Consider the following 12,447-nt stretch of genomic DNA (forward strand, 5'->3'; position numbering starts at 1 on the left):
GGCCCTCGGCCGATACGGGTCGAGCGAGCCGGTCGCTCGCCTCAGAACCGCCGAGAGGTCACCGATGACCCGTATCCCCCAAGACCCGGACCGCCGTGGTCCGGACGTCCGCGGTCCGGACATCAGCCGCCGGGCCATGCTCCGCTTCGGAGCGGGCGCCTCCGCAGGTCTTGCCCTCGCCCCGCTCGCCGGGTGCGCGGGCCCCACCGGTGGCCCCGGCCCCGGTGCCATCAGCCTCGGGCTGAACCGTTCCCTGGTCAGCCTCGACAACAAGCTCAACCAGTTCGACGCCGCCGTCACCGTGCAGCGCGCGGTCCGCCAGGGCCTGACCCGGATGGGCAAGGGGCTCCTGCCGGAGCTGGTGCTCGCCGACCGCTTCGAGATGACCGAGCCCACCCGCTGGACGGTGCGGCTGCGGGACGGGGTCCGCTACTCCGACGGCAGCCCGGTCACCGTCAAGGACGTGGCGACCGCGCTCAAGATGTACTGGGGCGTCAACGGCTCCTTCATCGTCGGGCTCTTCCCCGAGCGGCCCGCCCTCGAGGCGGTGGACGAGCGCACGTTCTATCTGCACACCAAGCGCCCGGTCCCCATCCTCGACCAGCTGATGGCCAACATCCTCATCAGCCCGGCGGCCAAGAACCGGCCCGAGGAGCTGTCCGGCGGCGTCGGCTCCGGACCGTACGTGGTCACCTCGGCCAACTCCGGCACCGGCGAATACGCGCTCGCCGCCAACCACCGCTACTGGGGGCGGCGCCCCGCGACGCCGGGCGTGCGGGTCCGCTTCGTCCCCGAGGAGTCCAGCCGCGTGGTGGCCCTGCGCAGCGGCGAGCTGGACGTCATCGACACCATCACCCCCGACTCGGCCGAGCAGCTGCGAGGGCTGCCCGGGGTGCGCCTCGACCGCACCACCGGCACCCGCGTCAACCAGCTGTTCTTCAACTTCCGCAAGCCCCACGGCCATCCGCTCGCCGACCCGCGGGTGCGCGAGGCGCTGAGCTACGCCATCGACGGCAAGTCCCTCGTCGACGACGTGCTCACCGGCTCCGCCCAGCAGGCCGAGGGCGTGGTTCCGCTCGCGCTCAAGGGCGCGATACGCACCGGCGGCTACGTCCACGACCCCGGCAAGGCGCGCAAGCAGCTCGCCGCGCTCGGCCACCGCGACCTCAAGGTGAAGATCATCTGGGAGTCGGGGGAGTTCCCCGGCGACACCTCGGTGATGGAGGCCGTCCTGGAGATGCTGCGCGCCGTCGGAGTCCGCGCCACCCTCCAGCAGTTCGAGCCCGGCGGCGACATCCAGCAGTGGCGGCAGGGCCGCCGCGGCGACTGGGACGTCCTCGGCAACGGCTTCTCCGTCCCCACCGGACACGCCAGCACCAGCCTCCAGGGCATGTACGGCGGCACCCCGGAGAAGGAGAAGACCCGCGACACCTACCAGGGCTATGTCTTCCCGCAGATCGCCGCCCGGCTGGCCGACGCGTCCGCCGAGACCGACGAGAAGACCCGGGACACCAAGCTCGCCGCCGTCCAGAAGGAAATCTGGAACACCCGCCCCTGCCTGTGGGCCTTCGTCCCCGATGTGGTGCTGGCCCGTCGCTCCCGGGTCCGGGACGTGCGGCTCCTCCAGCTCAACTCCTACGACCTCGCCGCCGTGCGCCTGGAGGGCTGAGCCGTGCTGCGCTATCTGATACGCCGCCTTGGCCAGAGCGTCCTGACCATCTTCCTGACCCTCTCCACCGTCTTCGTCCTGGTGCGCATGGCGCCCGGGGACCCGGCCGCCGCCCTCGCCGGGCCCAACCCCAGCAGTGCGGACCTCGCCCGGATCCGTGAACAGTTCGGGCTGGACAAGAGCCTGCTCACCCAGTACGGCGTCTTCCTGCGCGATCTGTTCACCGGCGACCTCGGGACCAGTTACTCCTTCCACGCCCCCGCCTTCGACGTGGTGTTCGACCGGGTCCCCTACACCATCACCCTGGCCCTCTCCGCGATCCTGCTCACCACCGTGGTCGCCGTGCCGCTGGGCGTGTGGATGGCCCGCCGCGCCGACACCAAGCGCGAACTCGGCGCCAATGTGCTGACCATCGCCGGACAGTCCATGCCGGACTTCTGGATCGGCGTCATGCTGCTGACCGTCTTCGCCGTGCTGATGCCGGTGCTGCCCGCCTCCGGCTTCACCACCTGGAGCGGCCTGGTGCTGCCCACCGTCACCGTGGCGACCCTCCAGATGGCGCTCATCTCCCGGCTGGTGCGGCGCGAGATGGCCGCGGCGCTCAGTTCGCCCTACGTCACCACCGCCCGCTCACGCGGTGTCTCCGAGCGCGCCCTGACCTGGCGTTACGCCATGGGCAACTCCGCCATCCCGGTGCTCACCGCGCTCGGCACCCGGTTCGCCGCGATGCTCAACGGCGTCGTGGTGGTCGAGGTGGTCTTCGGCTGGCCCGGCGTCGGCTCGCTGGTCGTCCGCGCCCTGGAGACCCGCGACTACCCGCTGATCCAGGCGACCGTCCTGGTCACCGCCGCGCTGGCGGTCCTCGTCCAACTCCTCATCGACCTGGCCTACCCGCTGCTCGACCCGCGGGTACGCCTGGGAAAGGCGGCCTGAGACATGAAAGGCGCCCTCGAACCCTCGGCCCCCACCGGATCCCCGGCCGCCGCCGAGGCCACGCCCGCGGCCCGCCCCAGCCGGGTCACCGCCCGCGACCTGGCCCGCGCTTCCGCCACCCGGCGCCGCCGCAGCGCCAGCCTCAAGCTGTGGACGGGCGCGGTGTGCACCCTGCTGGTGGTGCTGCCCGTCGCCCTCGCACAGCTGCTGCCGCTGCCCGGCGCGAACGCCCAGGACCTCTCCCGGCGGCGGCTCCCCCCGCTGACCGACGGCCATCTCTTCGGCACCGACCAGCTCGGCCGCGACCTGCTCTCCCGGGTGCTGCACGGCGGCCAGGTGTCCCTGTCGATCGGTGTGCTCGCCGTCCTCGTCTCCGGCCTCATCGGCATCGTCGCGGGCGCGGCCGCCGGATACTTCGGCCGCTGGGTGGACGCGATCGTCTCCCGGCTGCTGGAGGCGCAGATGTCGCTTCCGCTGCTGATGATGCTGCTGCTCGTCGTCGCCCTGTTCGGCCCGTCCGTCACCGTCATCACCTGCGTGATCGCCATCGCCCAGTGGCCCGAGGTGGCCCGGCTGACCCGCTCGCTGGTGCTGGTCGAACGCGAGAAGCCGTACGTGGCCGCCGCCCGGGTGCTCGGGCTGCGCCAGATCGCCATCCTGGCCCGCCACATCATCCCCAACATCGTCCGCCAGGCGTCCCTGGTCGTCCTGCTGCTGCTCGCCCAGGCCGTCCTGCTGGAGAGCGCGCTCAGCTACCTCGGCGCCGGACCCCAGCGGCCGTTCGCCACCTGGGGGCGCATCATCTCCGACGGCCAGGACTACATCACCACCTCCTGGTGGCTGGTGACCCTGCCAGGACTCGTCATCGCGCTGCTGGTGGTCGGGGTCAACCTGCTGGGCGACGGGCTGCGCGACCGCACCCGCCGACGCACGACGGAGGGCTCCTGATGAGCGACCGACAGAATCCGCTGCTGGAGGTCGAGGACCTCCAGATCGAGCTGATCACCGACCGCGGCGTGGTCCGCGCGGTCGACGGCGTCGGCTTCACCCTCGAAGCGGGCGAGACCGTGACCCTCATCGGTGAGTCAGGATCCGGCAAGTCCACCACCGCGATGGGCCTGCTGCGGCTGCTGCCCGAGGGGCTGGCCGTGCTGTCCGGCACCGCCCGCGTCCAGGGCGTCGACGTCATCGCCGACCCCCGGGCCGCCCGCCGCATCCGCGGCCGCGGCGTCTCCCTCATCCCGCAGGACCCGATGACCGCGCTCAGCCCGGTGCACACCATCGGCCGCCAGCTCGGCGAGGCGCTGCGCATCCGCCACCCCGAGCTGTCCCGCGCCGAGGCCCGCGCCCAGGGCATCGAACTGCTCGGCCGGGTACGGATCCCCCGCCCCGAGACCCGGTGGGGCGCCTATCCCCACCAGTTCTCCGGCGGCATGCTCCAGCGCGTCCTCATCGCCATCGCGCTCGCCGCCGAACCCGAGCTGCTGGTCGCCGACGAGCCGACCTCGGCGCTCGACGTCACCGTCCAGGCGGGCGTCCTCGACCTCCTGATGGAGCTCCAGGAACGCACCGGCATCGGCATCCTCATGATCACCCACGATCTGGGGGTGGCCCGGCTGGTGTCCGACCGCATCCACGTCATGCGCGGCGGCCGCTTCGTGGAATCCGGCCCCGTCGAGCAGATCGTGGAACACCCCGCCGAGTCCTACACCCGCGACCTGCTCGCCGCCGTCCCCACCCTGGGCCCCTGGGACGAAACCCCTGCCGCTCCTTCCGCCGAGGAGGCGTCGCTGTGACCACACCCCTGCTGGCCGTCGAGGACCTGGTCGTCGAATACCCGGTCCCGGGCGGCGTCTTCCGTGCCGTGGACGGCGTCGGCTTCACCGTCGCGCCCGGCGGCGCGCTCGCCATCGTCGGCGAGTCCGGCTGCGGCAAGTCCACCATCGCCCGCTCCCTCGTCCGGCTGCTGCGCCCCACCGAAGGACGCATCCTGCTCGACGGCACCGACATCGCGTCGCTTCCCGAGCGGCGGCTGCGGCCGCTGCGGCGCCGGGTGCAGATGGTCTTCCAGGACCCGTACGGCTCACTGGACCCGCATCTGACCGCCGAGGAGACCGTGGCCGAGCCGCTGCGGCTGGCCGGGATGCGGTCCGCCGCCGAACGCGGCCGCCGGGCAGCCCAGCTGATCGACCAGGTCGGCCTGCCCAGCAGCGCCCTCCAGCGGCGCCCCGCCGAGTTCTCCGGCGGCCAGCGCCAGCGCATCGGCATCGCCCGCGCCCTCGCCAGCGGGCCCGACCTGCTGGTCTGCGACGAGGCCACGTCCGCGCTCGACGTCTCCGTACAGGCCCAGGTGCTCCAGCTGCTGCGCGACCTCCAGGCCGAACGCAACCTCGCCTACATCGTCATCTCCCACAACCTCGGAGTGGTCCGCGAGATCAGCTCCGAGGTGGTGGTGATGCGCGGTGGGCGGATCGTCGAATCGGGACGGACCGCGGACGTCCTCGCCGCGCCCACCCAGCCGTACACCAGGGCGCTGCGGCGCGCCGCGCTCGACCCGGCGACGATGCGCGGACGCAAACCGCGGGCCCTGGTGTCCGCGATCGCGACCGACGGGGACCATGGTCAGGGGCAGGACCATGGCCAGGATCGTGAGCAGAACCAGGAAACAGGAGCAACGCTGTGAACGTGCACGCGCACACCCACACCACCTCCCAGGCGTCGCCCGGCGGGGTGACCGTGCCCGGGGCCCCGGTGCCGCTGTCCCGGCTGGTGCTGGGCACCATGACCTTCGGCGACACGGTCGACCGGTCGGGCGCCGCAGAGATGCTGGACGCCGCGCTCGACGCCGGGGTGACGGGTGTGGACACCGCCAACGCGTACGTCGGTGGCGTCACCGAGACCATCCTCGCCGAGCTGCTGCCCGGCCGCCGCGACCGGATCGTCCTCGCCACCAAGGCCGGGATGCCGCACGCCGACGCCGGGGAGCACTCCCCGCTGTCCGCGCGCGGCATGCGCGCCGCCCTCGAAGGCAGCCTCCGCCGCCTCGGCACCGACCACGTCGACCTCTTCTACCTCCACCAGCCCGACCGGGCGGCGCCGCTGGAGGAGACACTGGGCACGGTCGCCGAGTTCGTGGCCGAGGGCAAGATCCGCGCGCTCGGTGTCTCCAACTACGCCGCCTGGCAGATCGCCGAGCTGACCCACACCGCCGACCGGGTCGGCGCCCCGCGCCCGGTGGTGGCACAGCAGCTGTACAACCTGCTGGCCCGGCGGATCGAGGAGGAGTACCGGGAGTACGCGGCCACCAGCGGCCTGCGCACGATGGTCTACAACCCGCTGGGCGGCGGCCTGCTGACGGGGCGTCATGCCTTCGAGGAAACGCCGGAGTCCGGCCGCTTCGGTGACTCCAAGGTCGCCGAGATGTACCGCAAGCGCTACTGGGACCCCCGCCTCTTCGAGGCCGTCCGCGACCTCGGACGGATCGCCGACGAGGCGGCCGTCCCGCTGACGGACCTGTCGCTGCGGTGGCTGCTGGGCCGCGACGGCGTGGACGCCCTGCTGCTGGGCGGCTCCCGCATCGAGCACCTGCGGGCCAACCTGGCGGCGGCCGCCGCGGGCCCGCTGCCGCAGGACGTGGTGGCGGCGTGCGACGAGGTCGGCGCCCGGCTGAGGGGACCGATGCCCGCCTACAACCGGTAAGCCGTCAACCGGTAGCCCGGTGGACTTTCCCCACCTCGCCCCTTCCCGTACCACCGCGACCCCTGAGGAGCCCGGCGCATGACCGCCGACCATGACACCGCGATACCGCTGACGGACGGGCGGCTCCGGCCGCGGCCGGGCGACCCGGCGCGCCAGGAGGCGTTCCTGCCCGCACCGGCCGTCCAGAACCACGCCGCCAACCTGACCGTGCTGCCCGGCGGCGACCTCGGCTGCGTATGGTTCGGCGGCACCCAGGAGGGCGTGCCGGACATCTCCGTGTGGTTCTCCCGGCTGGCGCCCGGCTCCGACACCTGGCCGGAGCCGGTCCGGCTCTCCGACGACCCGGCGCGCTCCGAGCAGAACCCGCTGCTGTTCCCCACCCCGGCCGGTGCGCTGTGGCTGCTCTACACCGCCCAGCGGGCGGGCAACCAGGACACCGCCGAGGTCCGGGTGCGGGTGTCGGACGACAACGGGGACACCTGGGGCGCGCCGCGCACCCTCTTCCCGGCCACCGGCGGGGGCGGGGTGTTCATCCGTCAGCCGATCGCCGTGCTCGGCGGCGGACGGTGGCTGCTGCCGGTGTTCCACTGCGTGTCCACGCCCGGCGCCAAGTGGGTGGGCGACCACGACACCAGCGCGGTGATGATCAGCGACGACCAGGGCCGCACCTGGCGCGAGCGGCCCGTACCGGGCTCCACTGGCTGTGTGCACATGAACGTCCACCCGCTCCCGGACGGCACGCTGCTGGCCCTGTTCCGCAGCCGCTGGGCGGACGCGGTGTACCGCTCGCACAGCACGGACGGCGGGGAGAGCTGGAGCGAGCCGGAGCCCACGGAGCTGCCCAACAACAACTCCTCCGTGCAGTACGTCCCGCTCGACGACGGACGGCTGGCGCTGGTGTACAACCACAGCAGCCGCGCGGACGCCACGGCCCGCCGGGTCTCCCTCTACGACGAGATCGACGACGACGGCCGGGCGGGCGACTCCCCGGCCGCGGAGCCCCCGGCACCCGGGCAGTCCGAGGACGCCCCCGGCGCCTTCTGGGGCGCGCCCCGGGCGCCGATGACCCTCGCGCTGTCCGCCGACGGCGGCCGCACCTGGCCCGTACGGCGCGATCTGGACGTCGGAGACGGCCACTGCCTGACCAACAACTCACGCGACCGGCTCAACCGGGAGCTGTCGTACCCCACCATCCGGCAGACCCCGGACGGCACGCTGCACATCGCGTACACCTACCACCGCCAGGCCATCAAGTACGTCCGCGTCGGCCCGGACTGGGCGTCGGCCGATGGCTGAGCCTCATGCCGTGGTCACCGGTGTCAGCTCCGGCATCGGCGCCGCCGTCGCCACCCGGCTGCTGGACGACGGGTGGCGGGTCACCGGCATCAGCCGTACGGCCCCGCCGCACGGCCACGAACGGCTGCGCTGGCTCCCGGCCGACCTGGCCCGGCCGGAGGAGCTGCCGGGGGCGCTCACCCCGATGGACGAGGACGGCCCGCTGGACGCCCTCGTGCACGCGGCGGGCGTCCAGCGCTCCGCCCGGCTGGGCGAACTGGACGCCGGGGACGGGTCGCTCATGTGGCGCATCCACGTCCAGGCGGCCACCGTCCTGGCGGACGCGCTGGTGGACCGGGTCCGGGACGGCGGCCGGCTGGTGCTGGTGGGCAGCCGGACGATGACCGGCGTACCGGGCAAGAGCCAGTACGCGGCCACCAAGGCGGCACTGACGGGCCTGGCCCGGTCCTGGGCGGCCGAACTGGCGCCGCGCGGGGTCACCGTGAACGTGGTGGCGCCGGGGCCGACGGACACCCCGATGCTGCGGGACCCGGGCCGCAGCCGCACCCCGCCCGTCGTCCCGCCGCTCGGCAGGCTCGTACGCCCCGAGGAGGTGGCCGGGCTGACGTCGTTCCTGCTGGGCCCGGAGGGCGGTGCGGTGACCGGCCAGACGCTGGTGATGTGCGCGGGCGCCTCGCTGTGACGACCGCGTGACGACCGGTGGCAGGGCCTGACGTGGTCATGGCCCTGCCACGGAACCTCCTCTTGATGTTCACCATTGGACGATCCTGTGTCTGACACGCTTTCGGGGATCGAACAACGGTCGTAAATCGGGGAGAGGACACCACACATGACCCGTGTGACCCGCTGGAAATCCCTGGCGCTGCTGGTCGGCGTCGTGACGGTCGCCGTCACCGCGCAGACCCCGGCCACCGCGACACCCGGCACGGCGTCGCCCACCACCGCCTACGACGACACGTACTACCAGGACGCGATGGGCAAGACCGGGGAGCCGCTGAAGGACGCCCTGCACCAGATCATCGGCAAGGACGTCAGCAAGCTCTCGTACGACGAGGTCTGGGACGCCCTCAAGAAGACCGACGAGGACCCGGACAACTCCGCCAACGTCATCCTGCTCTACACCGGCCGTTCGCAGAGCAAGGACTCGAATGGCGGAAACGCCGACGACTGGAACCGCGAACACGTCTGGGCGAAGTCGCACGGCGACTTCGGCACGTCCACCGGACCCGGTACGGACATCCACCACCTCCGCCCGGCGGACGTCTCGGTCAACAGCACCCGTGGCAACAAGGACTTCGACGAGGGCGGCTCGGAGGTGGGGGAGGCGCCGGGCAACCGCACCGACGACGACTCATTCGAGCCCCGTGACCAGGTCAAGGGCGATGTGGCCCGGATGATCCTGTACATGGCGGTCCGCTACGAGGGCGGCGAGGGCTTCCCCGACCTGGAGCCCAACGACAAGGTCGACAACGGCAGCCAGCCCTTCATGGGACGGCTCTCCGTGCTGAAGAAGTGGAACGACGAGGACCCGCCGGACGCCTTCGAGAAGAAGCGCAACCAGGTCATCTACGACGACTTCCAGCACAACCGCAACCCGTTCATCGACCACCCGGAGTGGGTCGCCGACATCTGGAAGTAGCTCGGTCCCGCGTCGGGCGGCCCCCGTCACGCGCCCCGCGCCGCCGCCAGCAGCTCGGCGGTGTGCGCGGGGTGTCCGGGGGCGGCCCGCAGCGAGGGCAGCAGCAGGGTCCACAGTTCGGCCAGATGGTCCTCGACCAGTCGGCGCCCGTCGAGGGCCTCGGACACCGTGTGCAGGCCGAAGAAGGCACACACGATGGTCCGGGCGGCGGGCAGCGGATCGACATGGGCGGCCAGTTCGCCCTCGCCGTGGGCCCGCTCCAGCATGGCCCCGACGGCGTCGATCCAGCCGATGAACGGGGGCGGGAAGGGCGCCGCGATCAGGGAGCGCTCGGTCCACAGCCGGGCTCCCGCCCGCACCACGATGTCGTCGCGGAAGGCGCGGGCCACCGAGAAGCTGAGCCGGACCAGCTGCTCCAGGGCGGGCGCCCGCAGCCCGGTGTGGCGCTCGATCAGCGGTGGCCAGGTGGCGAAGTGTTCCTGCACCACGGCGAGGGCGAGCCGCTCCTTGCTGGTGTAGTGGAAGTAAATGGCGCCGCTGGTGTGACCCGACCGGGCGGTGATGTCGCTGATGCTCGTTCCGGCGTATCCGCGCTCGTCGAAAAGAGATGCGGCCGCTTCCAGAAGAGACCGGCGTGTTTGTTCGGCCCGCTCTTGCACGTGTTCGTCGTCCTATCAATCAGCCGGTCCGGTGTGACGGAGTGAACTTAGCGGACTTTCGGCCGCTGATGGTGATGAGGACAGACAGGTCAAACATTATTAGTATTTTATGGTGATCGTTCGCGAGGCTCGCGGCCTTTCCGAGCCGACCGGTCCCACCGGTCGGCCGCTCAGTTGGTCCCGTACCGTGGCGCGGGAGGCCGTGCACCGGGTTTCGGTGGCCGAGGTGCTGCTCACCGACGTCCGTACGCTGGGTGACGGCCGGTTCGAGGCGGCCGCCCAGTGGCCCCGGTCCCATCCGACGTTCCCGCACGGCGGGGACGGCCGACACCATCCGCTGATGATCGCCGAGACCCTGCGCGAGCTGGGGATCTACATCCCGACCCGGTACTACGCCGTGCCCGCGGGCGCCCACTTCCTGATCCGCGACCTGTTCTTGACGCTCGACCCGGAGGCCGAGCCCCGCGCCCCGCACGGGGCGACCGACATCACCTGCCGGGTCGCCGTGACGGACGTACGCACCGCGGCGCCCTCCGCGCGGGCCGTCTCCGGGATGCGGCTCGACGTCGGCTTCTGGGCGGGCGGCCGGATCTTCGCAACGGCCGGGGGCACCGCCCGCTTCCTTGACGGCACGGCGTACGCGGAGACCCGCTCCGCGCACTCGGGCCAGACCGCCAGGCGCAGGCTGCGTGCCGCCGTACGGCCCTCACCAGGGCAGTTGGGCGTACCGGCGGCCCGGGACGTGCTGGTGGTGCGGGACGGGGGAGTGGTGTACCTCGACCCCGCGGACCCCCGCCACCCGTTCTTCTTCGACCACTGGAGCGACCATGTGCCGGGGCTGGTGCTGCTGGAGGGAGCGCGGCAGGCCGCGGCGCTGGCCACCGGGGGGCTGCTGCTCCGTCCCCTGGCGTGCCGGATGAAGGCGATCCGCTTCACCGAGTCCCATCCGCCCGCCGTGGTCGAGTGCGTCTCCCACGGCAGAACGTGTGTCTTCCGGCTGCGCCAGGCGGACATCTGCACGGCGGTCGGCGTACTCCAGTACGGCTGACCGCACATCAGAACGACGAACACTCCGAGCGACGAACACGCTGAACCACGAACGGTCCGCACGACGAACAAATCGCCGACACTGAGTGACCCCTTGCCTACTCCGAGTCATCTCACTAACGTAGTGATCGTTATGTTTCGGGCAGGCAATTCTCCGCCTGTACGGCGTTCATCAGCGCATTCCCGCGCAGCGCCGCACGCCCATTCACCGCGCTGCACCCCGTGGCTACAGGCACCCCCTGCGCCGATTCCCCCTCCACTCCTGGAACGGCAGGCAGATGACAGCAGGAACGCTTCTCGAATGGACCCCCGCCGCCATCGTCTTCGACTGCGACGGCACTCTCATGGACTCCGAACGGCACTGGGAAAAGGCCCGCGAAGTGGTTCTCGCGGACTACGGAACCACCACCGACGAGGAGTTCGGGCGGCGCACCAAGGGGCTCCACTACACCGAATGCGGCCGCATGATGGCCGAATACGCCGGACTTCCGGACCTCGCCGACGAGATGACCCGGCAACTGCTCACCGCATTCCGCAGACTGGTGGCCGAAGACCCGGTCACCATGCCGGGCGCCGCCGAACTCGTCCACAAGGCGGCGGCGTTCGCGCCGCTCGCCGTGGCCAGCAACTGCCCCCGCGACGTGGTCGAGGACGGGCTCTCCAAGGCCGGGCTGCTGCGCTACTTCGACCATGTGCTGGTCCCCGGCGGGGAAGTGCGGCCCAAACCCCACCCGGATGTGTATCTGGCGGCCGCCCGCCTGTGCGGTGCGGCCCCCGGTGACGCGCTCGCGGTGGAGGACTCCCACTGCGGCTTCCTGTCCGCCTCCCGCGCCGGGCTGAGGGTGCTCGGCGTGGGACCCCGCAAACCGGTCGACGAGCGACCCCCGGTGGATCTGTGGGTCTCCACGCTCGCCGACCCCGACCTGCTCAAGTGGGCTGACTCCCGGGCTGCTTGAGCCCTTGGAGGGACGGACGGTGGCACCGGTCAGTCCATCTTCATCCCGTCGTGCTCCATCCCGCCGCCGGACTTGGAACCACCCTGGGACTTCGACCCACCGTGGTTCATCATCGAGCCCTGCTCGATGGCCCCGCCGAGCTTGGCGCGCAGCGGCTTGAGGGCTCCCGAGGACTGACCGGTGACCGACCAGCGGGCGCCGACCAGATACATGCCCCCGTAGTCCTTCGAGGTGTTCAGCCAGTCCTTCTGGCCCTTCTCGGTGGCGAAGGTGACCATGGTGTACGGGTCGCCCTTGCCGGACTTGCAGGACCCCTGGCGCAGTTCGTCCGCCTCGGTGATGATCGTCGCCTTGCAGCCGATGGCATCGGCGATCTGCGTCAGGGCCGCGGGCTTCCCGCGCTTCCCCAGCTCCTTGGCGGCGTGCGCCGTGTCCTTCTCCGACTTCTTCCCGTCCGCGTGGCTGCTCCCACCGCAGCCGCTCACCAGACCGCCCGCGAACAGCAAGGCCGCGCAGAGCGCGGTGGCGCGAAGTGCGCGTGACACATCA

The 12,447-nt window shown here is 71.7% G+C and carries 13 protein-coding genes; 11 read left to right on the forward strand and 2 right to left on the reverse strand.

What is annotated here, in order from left to right; translation table 11 throughout:
* Positions 1-64: 64 nt before the first annotated feature.
* The 9 genes from ACH4TL_RS18705 (at position 65) to ACH4TL_RS18745 (ending at position 9,236) form a co-directional block, all read left to right on the forward strand.
* Entirely contained in the window at positions 65-1,669 is a 1,605-nt protein-coding gene (locus tag ACH4TL_RS18705) for an ABC transporter substrate-binding protein (protein WP_398315365.1), read from the forward strand.
* Between the two features lie 3 nt (positions 1,670-1,672).
* A complete protein-coding gene (locus ACH4TL_RS18710; protein ID WP_398315367.1) occupies positions 1,673-2,602 on the forward strand; it encodes an ABC transporter permease in 930 nt (309 codons plus the stop codon).
* A gap of 3 nt (positions 2,603-2,605) precedes the next feature.
* The gene (locus ACH4TL_RS18715; protein WP_398315369.1) at positions 2,606-3,550 is read left to right on the forward strand and encodes an ABC transporter permease; all 945 of its coding nucleotides are present in this window, start codon (positions 2,606-2,608) and stop codon (positions 3,548-3,550) included.
* Complete coding sequence (locus ACH4TL_RS18720) at positions 3,550-4,398, forward strand: ABC transporter ATP-binding protein (protein ID WP_398315371.1); 849 nt, start codon at positions 3,550-3,552, stop codon at positions 4,396-4,398. The genes ACH4TL_RS18715 and ACH4TL_RS18720 overlap by 1 nt, the downstream gene beginning before the upstream one ends.
* Positions 4,395-5,285, forward strand: a complete 891-nt coding sequence (locus ACH4TL_RS18725) for an ATP-binding cassette domain-containing protein (RefSeq protein ID WP_398315373.1) — start codon at positions 4,395-4,397, stop codon at positions 5,283-5,285. Before ACH4TL_RS18720 ends, ACH4TL_RS18725 begins: the two co-directional genes overlap by 4 nt.
* Entirely contained in the window at positions 5,282-6,301 is a 1,020-nt protein-coding gene (locus ACH4TL_RS18730; RefSeq protein WP_398315375.1) for an aldo/keto reductase, read from the forward strand. The genes ACH4TL_RS18725 and ACH4TL_RS18730 overlap by 4 nt, the downstream gene beginning before the upstream one ends.
* Before the next feature lie 78 nt (positions 6,302-6,379).
* Complete coding sequence (locus tag ACH4TL_RS18735; RefSeq protein ID WP_398315377.1) at positions 6,380-7,597, forward strand: exo-alpha-sialidase; 1,218 nt, start codon at positions 6,380-6,382, stop codon at positions 7,595-7,597.
* On the forward strand, positions 7,590-8,279 hold the full coding sequence (locus ACH4TL_RS18740) for an SDR family NAD(P)-dependent oxidoreductase (protein WP_398315379.1): 690 nt from the start codon (positions 7,590-7,592) through the stop codon (positions 8,277-8,279). The genes ACH4TL_RS18735 and ACH4TL_RS18740 overlap by 8 nt, the downstream gene beginning before the upstream one ends.
* 147 nt (positions 8,280-8,426) lie before the next feature.
* Positions 8,427-9,236, forward strand: coding sequence for an endonuclease I family protein (locus ACH4TL_RS18745; protein ID WP_398315381.1), 810 nt, complete (start codon positions 8,427-8,429; stop codon positions 9,234-9,236).
* Positions 9,237-9,262: 26 nt separating this feature from the next.
* Here ACH4TL_RS18745 and ACH4TL_RS18750 read toward each other — a convergent pair whose 3' ends face one another.
* The gene (locus tag ACH4TL_RS18750) at positions 9,263-9,895 is read right to left on the reverse strand and encodes a ScbR family autoregulator-binding transcription factor (RefSeq protein ID WP_398315383.1); all 633 of its coding nucleotides are present in this window, start codon (positions 9,893-9,895) and stop codon (positions 9,263-9,265) included.
* Between the two features lie 109 nt (positions 9,896-10,004).
* Here ACH4TL_RS18750 and ACH4TL_RS18755 point away from each other — a divergent pair, with 109 nt between their 5' ends.
* Together ACH4TL_RS18755 and ACH4TL_RS18760 are read left to right on the forward strand one after the other, a co-directional pair.
* Complete coding sequence (locus tag ACH4TL_RS18755; RefSeq protein ID WP_398315385.1) at positions 10,005-10,943, forward strand: ScbA/BarX family gamma-butyrolactone biosynthesis protein; 939 nt, start codon at positions 10,005-10,007, stop codon at positions 10,941-10,943.
* Positions 10,944-11,220: 277 nt separating this feature from the next.
* Entirely contained in the window at positions 11,221-11,898 is a 678-nt protein-coding gene (locus tag ACH4TL_RS18760; protein ID WP_398315387.1) for an HAD family hydrolase, read from the forward strand.
* A gap of 29 nt (positions 11,899-11,927) precedes the next feature.
* Here the strand turns inward: ACH4TL_RS18760 and ACH4TL_RS18765 are convergent, their stop codons facing one another.
* Complete coding sequence (locus ACH4TL_RS18765) at positions 11,928-12,443, reverse strand: hypothetical protein (RefSeq protein ID WP_398315389.1); 516 nt, start codon at positions 12,441-12,443, stop codon at positions 11,928-11,930.
* Between the last annotated feature and the right edge of the window lie 4 nt (positions 12,444-12,447).

Source organism: Streptomyces sp. NPDC021115 (assembly GCF_044333065.1).
GTDB lineage: Bacteria > Actinomycetota > Actinomycetes > Streptomycetales > Streptomycetaceae > Streptomyces.